This window comes from uncultured Nostoc sp., assembly GCF_964247315.1.
In the GTDB taxonomy this organism is placed as follows: Bacteria; Cyanobacteriota; Cyanobacteriia; order Cyanobacteriales; family Nostocaceae; genus Nostoc.
In genome coordinates this window covers 1-16,765 of record NZ_CAXTTT010000144.1, presented here as the reverse complement: position 1 = coordinate 16,765, position 16,765 = coordinate 1, and the positions used below count along the sequence as shown (strand labels likewise).

The following is a 16,765-nucleotide window of genomic DNA, read 5'->3' as shown; positions in this document are numbered from 1 at the left end:
AGTGCTGAGTGCTGTTAGCGGTAGCGGGGCGTTTAGCCCGTGCTGAGTGCTGAGTGGGGAATCTCACTTCTTTACTCGCTTGCCGAGGAACTCGAAAAAGAGGAACTGTTTTGCCCAATGCCCAATAACACCAAGGTAATCTTAAGGCAGTATTATAAAACTTGAGGCAACTCCAATGGCTTGGCAGCGTCCTGACGGTCGGATTCCCTACGAACTACGTCCGATTAGCTTTCACCCCAATTTCACCCGCTTTGCCCCCGGTTCTGTTCTCGCAAGATGCGGTGATACTCAAGTACTTTGTACTGTTAGTGTTAATAAGGGAGTTCCAAAGTTTCTCGAAGGAACTGGTAAAGGCTGGCTAACTGCTGAGTACCGAATGTTACCATCTGCTACTCAAAAACGCCAAGAAAGGGAACTATTGAAATTATCTGGACGGACGCAAGAAATTCAACGTCTAATTGGACGTAGCTTACGCGCAGCAGTGGATTTTGAGGCACTGGGAGAACGCACGCTGACTGTGGATGCTGATGTGTTGCAAGCAGATGCTGGAACTCGGACAACAGCCATTACAGGCTCGTTTGTGGCCTTAGCTCATGCGATTTCTAAATTATTGCAAGAGGGCGTGTTGGAGCGATCGCCTTTGTGTGGACAGGTAGCAGCAGTTTCCGTAGGATTACTGGAGGGAGAGCCATTTTTGGATCTAAATTATATTGAAGATGTGGCTGCAACAGTAGATTTTAATGTAGTGATGAATCAACACCTGGGAATCATTGAAGTCCAAGGAACAGCCGAAGAAGGCAGCTTTAGCCGCACCCAGTTAGATCAACTGCTAGATGTCGCCCAAAAAGGAATTCAAGAATTGTTAATTGCCCAACGTGAAGCGATCGCAGACTGGGAGGCGTTGTTTGCGATTAATTAGTTTTATTAATTTTTAATAAGAATTAATAAATATATCCTTTGTGGCCTTATCAACAAAGTATCAAGTAACTGGATGTAAATAAAAATAATCATGACAGTGGTTAGTAGTTAGTATGACTCACTACTGACCACTTACCGTTAAAGGTGATAAGGAGGGTCTACGTTTTTCAGCTTACTTAATCCACGATGTTAAATGTTTCAAAAGTTAAAAAGGGAGATCGTAATAAATTCGGTATTGTATTGCCAGAAGCCAGCAATATGATGATGAAGCTATGAACAAAACCGTTGAAGTTTTACCGGATCAGCCAGCGCTGGTTGCACGAGCGCTAGAATTAATTCTGTCCAAGTTAGAAACTGCCATTGAGCAGCGCGGGCGGTTTACCATCGCCTTGTCTGGCGGCAGTACACCTAAACCGTTATACGAAGCGATCGCTACTCAAAAACTGCCTTGGGATAAAATTCATATATTCTGGGGGGATGAGCGTTACGTACCACCAGATCACCCCGATAGCAATGAACTGATGACGCGTCGTGCGTGGCTAGATCGTGTTGACATCCCAGCAACTAACATTCACCCCGTACCAACTTTAGAAGCCAATCCAGAACTGGCTGCTGTCAAGTATGAACAACATCTCAAAGAATTTTTCAATTCTTCTGGTGTCGAGTTTCCCCCGTTGGATGTAGTATTACTAGGAATGGGTGATGATGCACATACCGCATCTTTGTTTCCCAACACAGAGGCTCTGAAAGTACGCGATCGCCTCGTCACTGTAGGTAACAAAGACGGAAACCCCAGGATAAGTTTCACATATCCCTTCATAAACTCTGCTCGTAGCGTGATTTTTCTGGTTGCTGGTGCAAATAAACGACCAGCTTTAGCGCAAGTCTTTGCACCTGTAGCCGATGACTTCACTTACCCATCCCGCTTAATTCAGCCCCAAAGAGAACTTTGGTGGCTGCTGGATGCAGCAGCAGGTTTGGAACTTCAATATTGAAGAATCGGGCATGGGGCAAAACAGTTCCTCTTTTTCGAGTTCCTCGGCAAGCGAGTAAAGAAGTGAGATTTCCCACTCAGCACTCAGCACTCCTGAAGGGCATTGGGCATGGAGAAGAGACAAGGTAGACGAACAAGAGGGGGGAGACAAGGGAGAGACTTGTTCAATAATTCCCCCTTGTCCCCTTGTCTCCTTGTCTCCCCCTGCTCCCCTTCCCTGCGTAAGAGTATCCAATTCATCGTTCCATTAGCAGTAATTGCTAGAATTTAAATCTACGGCCGCCCTCTGCTTGCCAGTCCCAACTATATTTATGATGATCTTGAACAAAGGCTAAACATCGATGATCGTCTGCCCTAATTGCAATCATCCCAACCCTGACGGCGCTGTCCAATGCGAAGCTTGTTATACACCGTTACCTGCGACTACTAATTGTCCCAGTTGTGGGGCAACTGTGCAGGCAGATGCTGCATTCTGCGGTCAGTGTGGCTATAACCTTCACTCCGCAGGAGTTCCACACGTTCATCCCGCAGCAGCTACAACAGTCACTCCCGATATTCCCGTGGAAGTGCCAGCATTAGTTCCACCCGATCCACTGTTAGAACTTTTACAACCAGATGCCTTAGGAATAAGCGGTTCTACTAAGTCGCGTCCTCCCGAATCATCTTTACCACCAACAGAGATGGCAGTTCCCCCAGAACCAGCGCCACAGGTACCTGTTACAGTAAGCAGTCCTCCAGAGCCAGTGCCAACTGTTGTAGCTCAACCCGTAGTCTCTGGACAGAGTAGTATTCCAACTCCACCACCTGTGGAACCAGCACCAGCCTCTGAAACCGAAGCAAAAGAGCCAGCAGCACCAGCACCAACTGCAACTGCTGCCAGAACGCAATTGCAGCAGGTTACAGCACGGTTAATCCACGTTCAAAGCGATCGCTTAATTGAATTGCCGCAAAATTTCTCTGTGATTCATATCGGCAAGCCCAATGACCGGATTCCTCCAGATATCGATGTTTCAGGATTTCCCAATTCCGAAATTGTCTCGCGGATTCATGCAGATATTCGCGTCGAGGGAGATGCTCATTATGTAGAGGATGTGGGAAGTTCTAATGGCACTTATATCAATAATTTGCCACTTTTACCAGGGAACCGTCATCGCCTGCGACCAGGCGATCGCATCAGCTTGGGTAAAGGAGACTTGATGACATTTCTCTTTCAACTTGCTTAACTGATTTTCGATCGATTGTGACATCAGTCTAAGTATTTTCTGCCCATCCTCCGGCATTTATTTTGGAGGAAAAACAAATGAACTGCATCAGATAAGCGACGGATAACTATGTTGTTCTTGATAGCGCCATAGTTTACAGCCGTCGCTTCAAGGTGCAAATATGTTGGACTGTCCAGCAACTCCATTACTTTAATAATTACACTAGGATGGATGGAAATACACTGCCAATGAGTGACCTATGAGGGAACCAAGTAAAAATTTTGAACCCTTGCTCGCTAAAGAAGCCCCGCTAGTTGTTGAACGTATGGGGCTAACCTGGCTAGTTGCAGCAGCGATCACAACTGCTTTATTGTGGCAAGTACCGGGAGGGAATTATATCTTATACCCATTTACAATTCTGGCAACTTGGTTTCATGAAATGGGTCACGGTTTAATGGCACTGCTATTAGGGGGACAGTTTCAAAAGTTGCAGATTTTTAGCAATGGTTCTGGTGTCGCAACTTATGGCATCCGGTCATCGTTGGGGCCAATTATGTCGGCAATAATCGCCGCAGCTGGGCCAATGGGGCCGCCTCTTGCCGGTGCAGCTTTGATTCTGGCTTCCCGCAGTTTTACAGCAGCAACCCTCTGTTTGAAAATTTTAGGAAGTTTTTTGCTGTTGTCCACATTAATTTGGGTGCGTTCCTGGTTTGGATTGGTAGCAATTCCCTTACTAGGTTTAATAATCTTAGGTATTGCCTTAAGAGCACCTCGCTGGGTGCAAGGGTTTGTCATTCAATTTTTGGGTGTACAAGCTTGTGTAAGTACGTACCATCAACTTAATTATCTATTTAGTAGTTCTGCTGGGCCCCTTGGAATTTCTGATACAGCACAAATGCAGCGATATTTGCTTTTACCTTACTGGTTTTGGGGCGGGTTAATGGCGATCGCATCTCTGGTGATTTTAATCCAAAGTCTCCGCGTTGCTTATCGTTCAGAGTAATGGGGAAAAGCACCATCAAAAGGCAATTGAATCTTTAGCTCAAAGAATTACTGAACATCAAAGAGTTTTGCTGACGAAGGTTTAATTAAGCATTGGGGAAAAAGAGATTCGTGCTTTTGATCAGGCAATTCAACAAGTGCGTAAAAGATTGGGATAATAAATATGCAGATTAGCGATCGCCCTCTTGCAATAACCAATTTAACCCTCAGTACCTTGATTGCTGAATTTGGTATAGAATGCCTGAAAGTACAAGTATTAGTTAACCAGTTACAGTTAACTAGTTTAACTGCGAACCAATAAGCTGAAATTGTAGCAGAACTCCTAGCTGGTGTAGTTCATCTGCATAATCATTGTGACGAAGATTTTCGAGACGCTAATTAGTGAATAAATGGAAAAGTTGCCAGATAATCAGGATTAGAGAAGAATTCAGAAGTCAGAATTCAAGAGCGGAGCCGGAGACGCTCCGCCTCCGGTCAAAATCAAGAGATTTTATCAGTATAATAGCCTGGATATTTGTTAAAAAAATTCGCCGCTAATAACTCTTTCCTTAGAATCCTTAGCGTCCTTCGCGGTTCGATACTCTAACCATGTCCACCCAACCCACAATTCAAAGCATATACACCGATGGTGCTTGCACCGGTAATCCTGGCCCTGGTGGTTGGGGTGTTGTCGTCTACTTCAGCGACGGCTCAATCCACGAAATGGGCGATGCATCCCCTCATACCACTAATAATAAAATGGAGATGCAAGCTGCGATCGCTGCCCTTCAATTTCTGCAAACATCTCAGCAAGCCCAACCCATCACTCTTCATACCGATAGCGAATACCTGATTAACTGCGTTACTAAATGGGTAAAAGGCTGGAAAAATAAAGGCTGGAAAAAGTCAGATGGTAAACCTGTCCAAAACCAAGACCTTTTAGAAATCTTAGATGAACTCAATACCCAACAAGTAAAATGGCAATACATCCGGGGACATTCTGGTAACATAGGTAACGAACGTTGTGATGCGATCGCTCGCGCTTATGCTAGTGGCAAAATCCCTTCGCTACAACAGTTATACTCCAGAGATTTTTATAAATCTTTACCTTCTCAAGATGAACTAAATGTAGCAAAAGTAGCTGATTATGAAAAAAACTCTCGAATAACTAACCAAAGTCCGCAAGAAATCAGTACTTCTGCACCAGAAATAACCGTTATGGAACCATCAATTGGGCCAACTGCGGCCGTGACCGATGAAAAACCGCCAGAAATGAGGGTTTCGCAACTCCGCAGCTTGGTCGAAACTCTGCGTATAGCTGACGAAATTTCTGAAAAAGGCTACTTAATCACTAGTTCTGAGTTAGCAGACTTGATGGATGTCCACGCCAGCGCTGTCACCAGTCGTGGGGATCAATGGCGCTGGCGAAACTGGATAGTGTCACGGGTACGCCGTGAAGGAAATCAAATTCTTTGGGAATTGGAACGCGGGGATCAAGTAGGAGGTGAAGAAGAGTAAGGGAGTGTTGAGTGCTGTTAGCGGATAGCTAAGGTTTAGCCTGTGCTGAGTGCTGAGTTTTGAATTTTTAACTCCACACTCTAAACTCTTCACTGCTCACTCCCTACTCTCTACTCAGCACTCACAACTCACAACTCAGCACTATACTTGCGTCCTCGCCACTCGCGCGGGGTGCGGAATGCAGATAAGAAGATTCGTAGCACAGCTAAAGAATCGGCCAAAGGAGAAAGCCAGAATAACCAGCTGCCTTTAGCGTTTGTACGATCATAGGAAGGTGCGATCGCTATTAGCATCGCAAAGCGAATCACCAACAGGAATAAGTTCAGTCCCAGCAGTAGGAGTGGGGGAGTTGGCAAATATGAGAGTGTGGGAGAAATCAACAAAAAAGTCAGGATAATTAAAAGGGGTAGACCTTGAACAGATGCGAGTAGCCATAAATCTCCCCACAACTGAGAGCGAGAAGTTGCATCTTTGAGGTCGAGACTCCGCCCCCATTCTTTCCACGTCTCTATCGCCCCTTCATACATGCGTACCTTTAATACCTTTGCACCGTCTAAAAAGCCGACCTTATACCCTTGGATAGCAATATTGCGTGCCAAGGTGACATCATCACAAAAAGAACTCCTCGCACTGCTATAACCACCTACAGCAGCTAAAACGGAGCGACGACACAAAAAACACTGCCCATTTGCCATTACCCGTTCTGGTTGCTCTGTATTGATCCCCGCTGGGTCAAATCGGTAAAGCAAAGTCATCAACAAAGCCGGTTGTAGCCAGCACTCCCCAGGATATTTGAGGATGAACTGAGGTGAAAGAGAAACCAAATCGTAGCCTTGTGCTTCGGCCGTCTTTACCAAACCAGCAACTAAACCAGAATGTGGTTGGATATCAGCATCCAGCCCCAGGAACCACTGACTAGCCTCTGAGCTATATAGAAAACCGTTATGCAATGCCCAAGGACGCCCCACCCAACCAGATGGTAAGGGATCATCTGTCATCAGGCGAAAGCGCGGATCTTTTTGCTGTGAAGCTTTTACCAAGTCGGGGGTGCGATCGCTGGACTTGCTGTCTACAACCATAATTTCCCGAACTTCATAGCTTTGCTGACTTAAACCAGTCAACAGAGGGCTAATGCGAAGCGCTTCGTTCAGTGTGGGAACAACGATGCTAACCTTACCTAAAAGCTCAGGTGTCGGCTGTTGGGGTTCTATTGGAGGATGGCGTCTTGGCCCCTTTAACAGGCGCGAAAACAGAATCGCCGTTGCTGGCACTTGGATAAGTAACAATAAAAGAGAGATAGCACTTTCTACTATCAAAGCGTTGTCATTAGTCATTAGTCATTGGTCATTAGTCATTGGTCATTGGTCATGGGGCATGGGTTCTTCTCCTTGTCTCTGAGTCCCCATTCCCCAAAACGCTTATTTCAAGGCAACTTCAACCTTTGCTACTGATACTTCTTTGGTTACTGGTTCAACAGTAACTTGAGCAGGTGTGGTTGAACTCCTTGACCACAGCGCCACAGCCGGAATCACACCTAGCAATAAGCCGAGTAATACAGGAATGGAGAATCCAGCGGCCAAGCTGAGTCCGGCGGCGAAGACAAAGTTAGTTAAATAAACGACTAAGGGCAGATTGAGTTGCGATCGCTCTAATTTAATCGAGGTATTTCTCCACAATAATCCTGCCACACTCATAAACAGGGCGCTAGTACCAAACCAACCTATATAGTTCTGGTAAGGTGTTCCAAAGAAAGCTCCTGGTTGTTCCCAATACCAAAAGGGCAGAGAACTTTGACTCATAGCCGGTTCAAGGGCAAAGTCCCAGCAAGTGAAGAGCAAAGCACCAACGGCTATCGCAACAATATGGCGACCCCAACTGGGTTTTTGAGCCACTTTCAAACCAATTCTTGCAATTAAGTAAGACGACAGCCCAACATAAAACCAAGATAAAGGAATTGTGAAAGGAACTAGCCCCCCAATTTTATAACCTAAGCCACTCAAGTAGCTATAATCACCAAATGGAAACCCTGTACTAGTTCCCAGTAGTTCACTTCCCAAAGAGATAAACATAGCAGGTAGCATAAATGCTAGCCAAGTTCCTAATCCCAACGTCCGGTAGGCATAAATAGAGACAGCTACTGTCCCTAAGATAATATCAACTACACCGCCGCCAGCCATACTTAACTGTACGGCAGTTTCTCCTACCTGCGATAAGTTGAAAATTATTTCGGCATTAGGTACTACCAGTAGCATCCCTACCAGTCCAAAGGCTTTTGACGCGATATGACCAATGAGGCATACGCGTTCAGCAATAATAAGTTGTCTCATGATAATTCCTTAACAAGATGTGACACGCGGCTACTCGGCTGCTAACAGTTTACAAATCTTTAACTACTTTGTACCGCAATTTTCGACAAACTTGTTTGGCTTTCTTGTGAATAGCATAAAAGTCTATTGATTGAAGCTATAAAAATATGATGCTAAACTTACTAGTTTAAGCCATATATTCAAAATCTACATAATTTTATCTGTAGAACTTCTGGTTTCTTGTCTCACTGATACCCGTATCATAAAAAACTCCTTTGATACTGGGATATCCTTAAGGAAGAACAATCATCATAAACTGAGCAAATCCTCAAGCAAAATAAAGTCTTGAGTTACTACTTTATGCGATAAGACCTTAACCCTGTACTAGAAATATAAACCCATGTCAATTTTGAAAAGAGTTCCTTGGGTGTCCCTGGCGCTAGTACTGCTGAGTTACAGTACTTTGGGCTGGCTAATATCAGAAACACGTGCTTCTATGTTTGTGTGGGTGGTAACTGTAGTTGCTATCTTAATTTTAATCGTAACTTTGACCGCTCCTTGGCCGAAGATGACATATTACTACAGTATTTTTCTTCAATCAAATACCAGGTCTTTCGGCATTGCCGTCTTAGCAGCTTTTTTATTTTTTATCATGATTGCCTGGTTTGGGGTATTTCTTGATACTTTACTTATAATTTCAGCGACTATATTAGTCAGGATAGACTTTCAAAAAGCAGGTCTGAGGGAAGGGTTAGCTTTTTGGACTGCCTCTATCTTTTCATTGGGAGGTTTAGCTTTGGGTGCGCTAATCTACAAGTTCATATATTTTAAAATTCCGCTAACGTGATGAAGTATATCTCAAAAAGTGAGAGATGCCTGGGTTGGGTTGCGCCAATGCTTAAAAAGCAGTATTATTTACCCACAACTTTATTTGTACTCAAATTTCCAACTTCTTAAAAAATCGGGAATATTGTTTACTACTTACTTGGGTTCAAAATGCAGGCTGTTCAAACAGCAGTAGAGAGAGGAAAAAATCCATAATAAAAATAGATATCCAACTAGTAACAACTGCTTTTGTTGCCGATTCTCCTACTTCCTTTGCTCCCCCTCTAGTAGTTAAACCCCAACTACAGCCAATGACAGCAACCAGCACTCCAAAAATAAACCCTTTTAGCAAAATAATAAATAAATCTGACGGTTCTAAAAAATTTCTGACTGATTCTAAAAATGTTTCAGGAATAATTTGGTAAAACTTTGATGCAGCAAAAACTCCGCCGATAATGCCCGTAACTAAAGCCAAAATCGTCATCAAAGGAACCATCAAACAACAAGCAATTACTCTAGGAAGTACTAGATAATCAATTGGATCGGTTTTGAGCATATAAAGTGCATCAATTTGCTCAGTGACTCGCATTGCACCTATTTCTGCTGCAAAGGCAGAACCTACTTGTCCCGCTATAATACTAGCGGTCAAAATTGGAGCCAATTCTCTACAAAAAGCTAAGGCAAAAGCACCTCCCACAGTATTGACAGCCCCAAATCGGGCTAATTCCCTCGTTATCTGAATAGTAAAAATCATTCCTGCAAAACCGCTGACAAGGAGAACTGGAGAAATAGAACCTGGCCCAGCGGTAACAAGATGTTGCAAAATCTTGCGATAGTACGTTTTCCCTTGGAGTAAATGTAGCCACACTTGACCAAAGAGCAGTATTGCTGCAAAACAGCGTGTAATCCCAGATTGCTCAAAATTTGTTTTTGGTTGCAATTTTATCGTCCTTACGACTGACTTTTTTTGCACATTTGTTGTTATGTCAATTCTCCAAAATAAGACTACAGATACAAATGGTGGGAACCCAGCCAGATGTAATCTGACTTTCTCAATTAAATAGACGCACTAAGTGCGGCTTCTTGCAGGATATTACGAATTGGTATTAGGGTATGGTACATGACCAGACGCACTAGTACCGCAAGGCGGAATTCAAAATTTAAAATTCAAAATTCAAAATGAATACAGTGTAAGCATTTCATTGATTTGGAATGGTGAGGCAGTCCGGTCTTCTCCCAAAGGGAGACGCCAAGGACGATGGGGGTTCCCCCCATGAGGAACTGCCGTTAGCGCAGCGTTAGCGAGCCTGCGTTCGCGGAGCGTCTCGTAGAGAGCGTCACCCGAAGGGGTGGTTTATTTAAGCTGTGTTGTACTAGATGTTTACCCTCAAAGTAGAGAAGGTGTTTGGGCACGGTTCAATTTAGCTTAGTAAACTTTAGCGAAAAATAGCACAAAAAGCATTGTGAGATTTTTTGCTGCGGCTCATCTCTGGTCTGTCAAACTAGGAAAAGTAATTAAATCAACTCAAAGGGTTTAAAAATTTAATAATATTTCCAAATAATGTTAAACAATTTTTTATGAGCAGGATTAAATACATAATATTTTTGTTGCTATTAATACTACCTTTCTCCGTGGTACATCCGGTTTTTGCATCTGTATGCCGCAATTATGCTGTCTACGACGGTCTACGCCATCAGATTTGCATTCTCAGTATCAGCCGAAGTGCTAAAAATTATTGGGAATACAAAGCAATTATTAGCGTAGATGGCATAAAAAGACCTACAGAGGTTTACAATTGTCGCGAAAGAGTCAAGGTTCAACAAGCTGGAACTGTTTTGCCCTTTGAGCAAAAAGACCCTGGTGAGATGATATGCAGCTTTTTTAATTCTTCTCGACGGTAAACACGCGCCAGATAATGAAGACAGTAAAACCTAGATAGATGAATACTGTTAGCCATTCTTGCCAGCTACCAAATGCATTGTTCATCAGCAAAAACTGGAAAATTAATATTTATCAATCCTACACTTAGATGCGCTTACTCTGGGAATTAACGGCTAGGGGGTTATATGCTGTCCTGTAAATTGGAACGATCCTACTACTGAGCCTGCTCCTTTTAGTGGATTAGCATTTAAGGCAAAGGAAGTAACAGTAATTATTCCTTGTAATTCCATAGACTGCTGATTCAAAGTAGCTTGGATATCGGAGCGAGCTATATCATTGACACCGTTGGGGCCTGAGAAACCAAAGTTTATGCCTAGAGGGCGAATTTCTCGGTTACTAGTGCAAGTATATGAGCCTTGAGTATCACCGAAAGGATTGAAGACTCCTTGCACACCACCTTGATTCGAGTCAGTAACAAAAAGATTACCGTCTTCTAAGAAGGTAATAACTCCCCGAGATGCGAATTTACCTTTTGCGTCAACGATGGTCGTCAGATAGCTACCCGCGAAGAAATTTCTACATCTTCTTGAAGAGGAGAACTGTTCTTTAGAATGGGCTGAAGCAAAGTATGGAAAAACCGTAATGAGGAATACCCCAAATAGGCAAGCCGCTAACAAAATGGAAATTTTACGAGTTTTCATTCTGATAATCTTATATTTGTAGCATTTATTATATTTCTAGTAGGGGTGAAATAAGCAGCGGTGCAGAAAGTTACAAAAAAAAGGAACTCTTAAACCCCGTCCATTTTAAAACCTGGAGTTTTTAAAGAGAGTGTATTATTCGGTCGTGGCTTGAGTTCTGAACTTTACCCTGATTCCAACAAACTATGGTTTTCAAGGTAGACACGGTTTAACTCTTAACAAAATAGGAAAATGCGCTAGGTGCGATCGCACCCATATTTAGTATGATGCAATTGCTCTGAGGGATGAACGAGGCAAGCATAGCACAAGCCCTTGGCAGATTAATGTAGGTTGCTGTATTTTAGGAGATCAAAAAAGACTAGTCAAAAATTCTTAGCTAATTTTCCGGAATGGGTAACAATGGCGTGGTAATAAATATCAGAGCATCGATATTATACTGAACCTCTATAACTAACCTTCGGGGAATATATCCCCATTGTTTTCCCTCAAAAACCCGGTCTTCATGACCGGGTTTTTGGTGTTTATACCAAGTTACAGTCGAGCAAATCAGGGACAGAGCGATACCTACATCTGGCTACGCCAACGCAGTACTTCTTTAAACTGTCTACATATCAAATAAAACTATTGTCCAGAAACTTTTAAGAGATTTTATTGGTCTGGTTCTCCAAATTCTGCAAAAATCAACCAATGTCATCTTCTGCTCAAGGTATTCCCGGATTACCTGATTTGACGCATCCAATTGAGCTTGTTCAATTTGGAACCCAGGCGCTCAAAGCTTCACTTTTATTAGTATTTTTGGTCGTAGCTTTGGGAGTTGCGATCGCACTGATCGGTTTTTCTCTCCGTCGCAGCCAGCCGGAACAATTTATATTCATTGGCGAATGGGCTGTTCGTTATTCCCAACTATTGCGGGGATTACAGCATTTAACTCTAATATTAATTCTGTTAGTACCAGGATTTTTTCTTTGTTCAACTTTGAGCAATCGTTATCACCACTGGGAACAAACAAGGGTGGCTCAAGTAGCTGAAAGTGTCGCAGGTGAAAAGCTCGAACAATCCGCCCCGCAAGTGCGCTACACTACCCAAGAGCCATACTCATATACTACGCAAGCCAATGGCAAAATAGTCAAAGTCAATGATACGCGAGAGATTAACCGCTTCTTAACGCTGGGTGGTTCGCAAATTCAAGTCAAGCTAGACCAAAGCGTAGATGTTCCAGGTCGTAGTTCAATTTATCGCGTGGAATACACTGCTGATTATAAAGTAGTTAACCAACTCAAGGATATTAATAATTTCTTTTTTGAAACACCGCCACCTAACGGCTACACACTGCTTGCTGGCTACAAAGTAGAGCGTAACGGTACTAGGTTACACCAAACCAATCCCGGAGACTATGGCTTTCCCTTTCAGCTGCAACCAGGAGAAGAAACTACCTTTCGAGTCACCTATCAGGCTCAAGGCGGACCTCGCTGGGTTTATAGCGCCGCAGGACAGTTGCTTTCTAATTTTCGCCTCACAGCAATTGCCAACTTTGCTCCGGCTGATTTTGCCAGTGGTGTTGTACCGAATGAGATTAAAGTTAATGGACGTAGTACTCAGTTTACTTGGAAATTTGACGATAATGTTTCAGTCAAAAATCCATTTGGAGTGTTTACGAACACCGACCCCATTCGTCATACTGGCATCATTCCCCGGCTTTTGTTACTAGCACCGGCAATATTTTTGTGGTGGATATTGTTGTTATATTTGTCACTGCCAATGAGTTTCAGAAATATTGCGATCGCTAGTAGTATTTTCTTTGCTTGTCTGTTGACTTTAACCTATCTAGCTCGCGTTATTAACGCTCAGTTGGCTTGGACTTTAATTTCTATCATTTTACTAATTTTAATATGGGGATTGGGAGCTAGCCGTAGTGCTTCCCTAGCTGCGATCGTTGCTACTATTACTGGAGCAGTGCTACCGATTTTTGGATTATTAGTACCGTTTAGCGGACTAACTCTTAGTTTAGCGGGTTTGCTTTCAGCAGTTTGGCTTGCAGTTCGTCACTGGTATGGCTGGTACAGTTTGCACCCAGAAGATCAAAGATTGCAGACTCACAAAGATGCTAAAGATTAGATGATTCCGTTATGATTAGCGAAGTTTTAGCAAATAGCATTTATGGATAACGATTTACTCGCTTTCTTTGCAGCTGCTGGGTTACTCATTCTTTATCTTATCTTCTCAGCTTTAACTGAAATGGGAACTAAATTGCCTTGGAAGAAATAAGCTGATGGGCTAAAAAGTTTACACTTTTAAACCTCATTGGGCTTGGAAAAAAAGTGACCATCATTTAGGCTTAGGTAATATATTTATTGTTCGAAAGAGTGCCAAATGCGCGATCCAGAGAAGAACCAGATTAAAGTCGATCCGGCAACCCTCGTTTTGATTGTATCTGTCTTAATACTCTTGCCTCTGCTGGTTGTTGGTTTTTTCTCGCAGTGAAGCTAGTGAGGAATACTCTACAGATATTAATGAACCACTATAACGCCACCCCTACCAAAGCTACGCTTTCTCTCCCCTCCCCTTGCTACTACGGTGTATACACAAATAACTTGCGTCGTTCTTCCACACTCAGGGTAACGAGAAAAGGCATCTTTGCTTGGATAGTTGCAAAGGCTGCTTTAATTTCTTGGATATCTGCTGGGGAAAGGGAAGCGGTAATGTTTTGGTATGCCATTGGATATTTACTCAGGTAAATCTGTTTGTTATGATTCCCACTGGTAAATGCGATGTCTACGACGGGCTACGCCTACGCACATCTCAACGTCAACCTGACTTTTCACAATATCTGGAAAACCTCTCTCTAAATCTCTCTCCTTTTAGGCTACGGTGTACACACAAGTTTGCCCAGAGCGAGTTCCTAGCCAAAAAAGGTGGATTCAAACTGCTCAAGCCCACGAATCAAAGTAGTAATTTCGGCAGGTTTCTGAAGTGAAAAGTCAGTTTACTGAATAATTTCTTTAACAACAGCAATAAAGCGTTCCATGTCAGTGTGGGTAATAGCTCCCATTGTCGATACTCGGAAGATAGATTGAGCTAAATTTCCCTGTCCAGAATAAATTATATAGTCCTGTGCTTTCAGTTGGTCGTGAAATTCTTCATAGCTGAAACCATCTGGCAAGTCGTAAGCATTCAAGACAACGGATGAACTGCCAAGAGGAAGTAGGGGTTTAATTCCGATTGAGGCTAACCCGTCTCTGACTAAGCTGGCAAGTTGGTTGTAATGGCTGTGTCTAGCACGCCACCCTCCTGCTTCTGCCATTTCTTGCAAAGCTTCTGTTAAGGCATAAAATGTTTGTACTGATTGCGTAAAAGGCGTGCTGCCTCGGTCTTGTTGCTGGCAATAGGTTGCTAAATCTAAATATAAGGTGCGGGGGATTGTGTCTACTGAAGGCAGTGCATCCCGTCGCAGGATGACAAAGGACGTTCCGGGGACACCATGCAGACATTTATTCGCTGTCGCAGCGCAAGCGGTGATTCCCCAATCTACAAAATTTAATTCCTCAGCACCAAAACTGCTGACTCCATCTACTAGTAGTTTGATGCGGCGTTGTTGACAAATTGGAGCAAGTTCCGCCAAATTATTTAAGCGGCCGGTAGTAGTTTCGTGATGGACGACAGCAAGATGGGTAATATCGGTGTTTTCATTTAAAAGTTTGACTAAACCGTTGATATCTATTTCGGCATCCCAAGGATGGGAAAGTGTGATGTAATCAATGCCGTGGATTTTGGCGATTTTAGATAGTCGTTCGCCATATACACCGTTTTCAATTACTAGTAATTTCCCGTCTGTGGGTACTAAACTGCCGATCATCGCTTCCATCGCTGCGGTTCCAGAACCAGTGAGGAGAACTGCTGCCCAGCGATCGCTTCCTAGACCATAAACTTGAAGTAACTGTTCGCGGATTCTGCTTTGAAGTTGAGAAAATTCCACCTCACGGTGACACAAATCGGGACGCAACAGGGCATTTCTGACGCGATCGCTCAAATTCACAGGGCCGGGATTTAGTAAAATCATTTTGTTATTGGGCATGGGGCATTGGGCATTAATAAATTAAGAGTTTGTACTTTTAATTTCTTAACTACGAATTACGAATTACGAATTACGAATTACCAATGTGTTTCATGAAGCGTTGTAAAACTTCTTCCGGGGTGAGGTTTGGTCTGGGTAGCTTTTCTAAAGTTCCGGGACGGATTTTTAAATGAGCGAATTTAGGTCTAGTGTTAGCATCTGCGGTAAATAAGGCATCTAAAAGGGCGGGGTCATCTCCGGCTAATGTAACGCCGTAACCGCACGCTTCAGCAATTTTAGCAAAGGAGATACCCGCAGAAACGGTGGCTTGTGCGCCTGTGGAATCGTGGACTTCATTATCTAAAAGAATATGGGTCAAGTTAGCACCGCCATAAGTGCCGATGGTAGCAAAATTACCCATTCGCATCAATGCTGCCCCATCGCCATCAATTACTACTATCTTCAGGTCTTTCCGTGCTAAGGATAGTCCCAATCCCATTGAGGAAGCGCAGCCCATCGAGCCGACCATATAAAGATGATTGGCGCTGTCTTTACTAGCGAAGAGTTCGCGTCCCGTGTATCCGGTGGTGGCAATTACTACAGTGTTTTCTGGATCAATGAGTTCCACAATCCGAGCCAATGCTTCGCTGCGAGAAATGCGTTGTTCTTTGTTATCCCGAAAAAAGCTTTGCTGAATATGAGAGCTATTACTATTTTCTCGTTCAGGGATAGAAGAACGGGTGAGTGCATGGGGGGCAATCGCTCCTTTACGCATAATTAAAGCATAAGGACAGCGTTCTTGTTGCATATAGGCTGTGGCTCTTTGCAGAACTGGTTCTATTTCTGCTGCGTCTGTGGGAAAAAATTCCCAAGGTATAGTCATTGTTTGCAGCAATTTCTCTGTAATTTGCCCCATTAATTGATGTTGCGGTTCATCTTGCAACAAGCGATCGCCTCTTAGAGTACAAATTAGCAGCAGCGGAATCCGAAAGATATAAGTGAGGGAGGTTAGTGGGTTGACTGCATTTCCCAAACCAGAGTTTTGCATCATCACCACAGCAGGTTTACCAGCAATTGCTGCTCCGGCTGCGATCGCTACAGCATCTCCCTCATTGGCTGCGGAGATATATCTAAGTTGAACGTCATTGATGACGTAGTTAATAAAAGGCGTGAGAAAAGAACAGGGTACGCCAGTGTACCAGCCAAAGCCAAGATTACGCGCAGCTTCTACAAATTCTTCTGCCTGGATCATATTAAGAGATGAGGAGTGGGGAGTAGGGAGTAGGGAGTGAGCAAGGGGGATTGGGGACTGGAGAAGTTGATAGGAAAATTATTACTTCGACCTCTGAACTCGGAACTTTGACTTTTGAACTCGGAACTTTGACCT

16 protein-coding genes are annotated in these 16,765 nt (G+C 43.4%); 9 read left to right on the top strand and 7 right to left on the bottom strand.

Annotated features, from left to right (window positions below):
• Positions 1 to 175 precede the first annotated feature (175 nt).
• From rph to rnhA, 5 genes are all read left to right on the top strand, one after another.
• The gene (gene rph, locus ACFE93_RS29930; RefSeq protein ID WP_375478991.1) at positions 176 to 919 is read left to right on the top strand and encodes a ribonuclease PH; all 744 of its coding nucleotides are present in this window, start codon (positions 176 to 178) and stop codon (positions 917 to 919) included.
• Between the two features lie 271 nt (positions 920 to 1,190).
• On the top strand, positions 1,191 to 1,913 hold the full coding sequence (pgl, locus tag ACFE93_RS29925; RefSeq protein ID WP_375478989.1) for a 6-phosphogluconolactonase: 723 nt from the start codon (positions 1,191 to 1,193) through the stop codon (positions 1,911 to 1,913).
• A 340-nt stretch (positions 1,914 to 2,253) separates the two neighbouring features.
• On the top strand, positions 2,254 to 3,135 hold the full coding sequence (locus ACFE93_RS29920; protein WP_375478987.1) for an FHA domain-containing protein: 882 nt from the start codon (positions 2,254 to 2,256) through the stop codon (positions 3,133 to 3,135).
• A 238-nt stretch (positions 3,136 to 3,373) separates the two neighbouring features.
• Complete coding sequence (locus tag ACFE93_RS29915; protein WP_375478985.1) at positions 3,374 to 4,117, top strand: M50 family metallopeptidase; 744 nt, start codon at positions 3,374 to 3,376, stop codon at positions 4,115 to 4,117.
• A 587-nt stretch (positions 4,118 to 4,704) separates the two neighbouring features.
• Positions 4,705 to 5,613: a ribonuclease HI gene (gene rnhA, locus ACFE93_RS29910; RefSeq protein ID WP_375478983.1), complete on the top strand. Its 909-nt coding sequence runs from the start codon at positions 4,705 to 4,707 to the stop codon at positions 5,611 to 5,613.
• A gap of 128 nt (positions 5,614 to 5,741) precedes the next feature.
• On the opposite strand, the gene cruG is transcribed toward rnhA, so the two are convergent.
• Both cruG and cruF read right to left on the bottom strand, forming a co-directional pair.
• Positions 5,742 to 6,947 carry a 2'-O-glycosyltransferase CruG gene (gene cruG, locus ACFE93_RS29905; protein WP_375478981.1) on the bottom strand — a complete coding sequence of 402 codons (1,206 nt, stop codon included), beginning with the start codon at positions 6,945 to 6,947 and terminating at the stop codon, positions 5,742 to 5,744.
• A gap of 84 nt (positions 6,948 to 7,031) precedes the next feature.
• Complete coding sequence (gene cruF / locus ACFE93_RS29900; RefSeq protein ID WP_375478979.1) at positions 7,032 to 7,940, bottom strand: gamma-carotene 1'-hydroxylase CruF; 909 nt, start codon at positions 7,938 to 7,940, stop codon at positions 7,032 to 7,034.
• Between the two features lie 379 nt (positions 7,941 to 8,319).
• Here cruF and ACFE93_RS29895 point away from each other — a divergent pair, with 379 nt between their 5' ends.
• Entirely contained in the window at positions 8,320 to 8,766 is a 447-nt protein-coding gene (locus ACFE93_RS29895; RefSeq protein ID WP_375478977.1) for a hypothetical protein, read from the top strand.
• Positions 8,767 to 8,910: 144 nt separating this feature from the next.
• Here ACFE93_RS29895 and ACFE93_RS29890 read toward each other — a convergent pair whose 3' ends face one another.
• Positions 8,911 to 9,684: an MlaE family lipid ABC transporter permease subunit gene (locus tag ACFE93_RS29890; RefSeq protein WP_375478975.1), complete on the bottom strand. Its 774-nt coding sequence runs from the start codon at positions 9,682 to 9,684 to the stop codon at positions 8,911 to 8,913.
• 638 nt (positions 9,685 to 10,322) lie between these two features.
• Here ACFE93_RS29890 and ACFE93_RS29885 point away from each other — a divergent pair.
• Complete coding sequence (locus tag ACFE93_RS29885; protein WP_375478973.1) at positions 10,323 to 10,646, top strand: hypothetical protein; 324 nt, start codon at positions 10,323 to 10,325, stop codon at positions 10,644 to 10,646.
• 153 nt (positions 10,647 to 10,799) lie between these two features.
• Here the strand turns inward: ACFE93_RS29885 and ACFE93_RS29880 are convergent, their stop codons facing one another.
• On the bottom strand, positions 10,800 to 11,327 hold the full coding sequence (locus ACFE93_RS29880) for a hypothetical protein (protein ID WP_375478971.1): 528 nt from the start codon (positions 11,325 to 11,327) through the stop codon (positions 10,800 to 10,802).
• A 687-nt stretch (positions 11,328 to 12,014) separates the two neighbouring features.
• On the opposite strand from ACFE93_RS29880, the gene ACFE93_RS29875 reads away from it, so the two are divergent.
• Positions 12,015 to 13,442 (top strand): hypothetical protein, encoded by a 1,428-nt coding sequence (locus ACFE93_RS29875; RefSeq protein WP_375478969.1) that lies wholly within the window; start codon positions 12,015 to 12,017, stop codon positions 13,440 to 13,442.
• Positions 13,443 to 13,896: 454 nt separating this feature from the next.
• Here the strand turns inward: ACFE93_RS29875 and ACFE93_RS29870 are convergent, their stop codons facing one another.
• Positions 13,897 to 14,043: a hypothetical protein gene (locus ACFE93_RS29870; RefSeq protein ID WP_375478993.1), complete on the bottom strand. Its 147-nt coding sequence runs from the start codon at positions 14,041 to 14,043 to the stop codon at positions 13,897 to 13,899.
• A 30-nt stretch (positions 14,044 to 14,073) separates the two neighbouring features.
• Here ACFE93_RS29870 and ACFE93_RS29865 point away from each other — a divergent pair, with 30 nt between their 5' ends.
• On the top strand, positions 14,074 to 14,301 hold the full coding sequence (locus ACFE93_RS29865) for a hypothetical protein (RefSeq protein WP_375478967.1): 228 nt from the start codon (positions 14,074 to 14,076) through the stop codon (positions 14,299 to 14,301).
• A gap of 9 nt (positions 14,302 to 14,310) precedes the next feature.
• On the opposite strand, the gene ACFE93_RS29860 is transcribed toward ACFE93_RS29865, so the two are convergent.
• On the bottom strand, positions 14,311 to 15,399 hold the full coding sequence (locus ACFE93_RS29860) for a 2-aminoethylphosphonate aminotransferase (protein WP_375478965.1): 1,089 nt from the start codon (positions 15,397 to 15,399) through the stop codon (positions 14,311 to 14,313).
• A gap of 70 nt (positions 15,400 to 15,469) precedes the next feature.
• Complete coding sequence (gene aepY / locus ACFE93_RS29855; RefSeq protein ID WP_375478963.1) at positions 15,470 to 16,630, bottom strand: phosphonopyruvate decarboxylase; 1,161 nt, start codon at positions 16,628 to 16,630, stop codon at positions 15,470 to 15,472.
• Positions 16,631 to 16,765 lie beyond the last annotated feature (135 nt).

What these genes read in the sequence shown, in the direction of transcription:
- rph (WP_375478991.1), top strand. Translation starts at nt 176, where the DNA reads ATGGCTTGGCAGCGTCCTGACGGTCGGATTCCCTACGAACTACGTCCG.
- pgl (WP_375478989.1), top strand. Translation starts at nt 1,191, where the DNA reads ATGAACAAAACCGTTGAAGTTTTACCGGATCAGCCAGCGCTGGTTGCA.
- ACFE93_RS29920 (WP_375478987.1), top strand. Translation starts at nt 2,254, where the DNA reads ATGATCGTCTGCCCTAATTGCAATCATCCCAACCCTGACGGCGCTGTC.
- ACFE93_RS29915 (WP_375478985.1), top strand. Translation starts at nt 3,374, where the DNA reads ATGAGGGAACCAAGTAAAAATTTTGAACCCTTGCTCGCTAAAGAAGCC.
- rnhA (WP_375478983.1), top strand. Translation starts at nt 4,705, where the DNA reads ATGTCCACCCAACCCACAATTCAAAGCATATACACCGATGGTGCTTGC.
- cruG (WP_375478981.1), bottom strand. Translation starts at nt 6,947, where the DNA reads ATGACTAATGACAACGCTTTGATAGTAGAAAGTGCTATCTCTCTTTTA.
- cruF (WP_375478979.1), bottom strand. Translation starts at nt 7,940, where the DNA reads ATGAGACAACTTATTATTGCTGAACGCGTATGCCTCATTGGTCATATC.
- ACFE93_RS29895 (WP_375478977.1), top strand. Translation starts at nt 8,320, where the DNA reads ATGTCAATTTTGAAAAGAGTTCCTTGGGTGTCCCTGGCGCTAGTACTG.
- ACFE93_RS29885 (WP_375478973.1), top strand. Translation starts at nt 10,323, where the DNA reads ATGAGCAGGATTAAATACATAATATTTTTGTTGCTATTAATACTACCT.
- ACFE93_RS29880 (WP_375478971.1), bottom strand. Translation starts at nt 11,327, where the DNA reads ATGAAAACTCGTAAAATTTCCATTTTGTTAGCGGCTTGCCTATTTGGG.
- ACFE93_RS29875 (WP_375478969.1), top strand. Translation starts at nt 12,015, where the DNA reads ATGTCATCTTCTGCTCAAGGTATTCCCGGATTACCTGATTTGACGCAT.
- ACFE93_RS29870 (WP_375478993.1), bottom strand. Translation starts at nt 14,043, where the DNA reads ATGGCATACCAAAACATTACCGCTTCCCTTTCCCCAGCAGATATCCAA.
- ACFE93_RS29865 (WP_375478967.1), top strand. Translation starts at nt 14,074, where the DNA reads ATGATTCCCACTGGTAAATGCGATGTCTACGACGGGCTACGCCTACGC.
- ACFE93_RS29860 (WP_375478965.1), bottom strand. Translation starts at nt 15,399, where the DNA reads ATGCCCAATAACAAAATGATTTTACTAAATCCCGGCCCTGTGAATTTG.
- aepY (WP_375478963.1), bottom strand. Translation starts at nt 16,630, where the DNA reads ATGATCCAGGCAGAAGAATTTGTAGAAGCTGCGCGTAATCTTGGCTTT.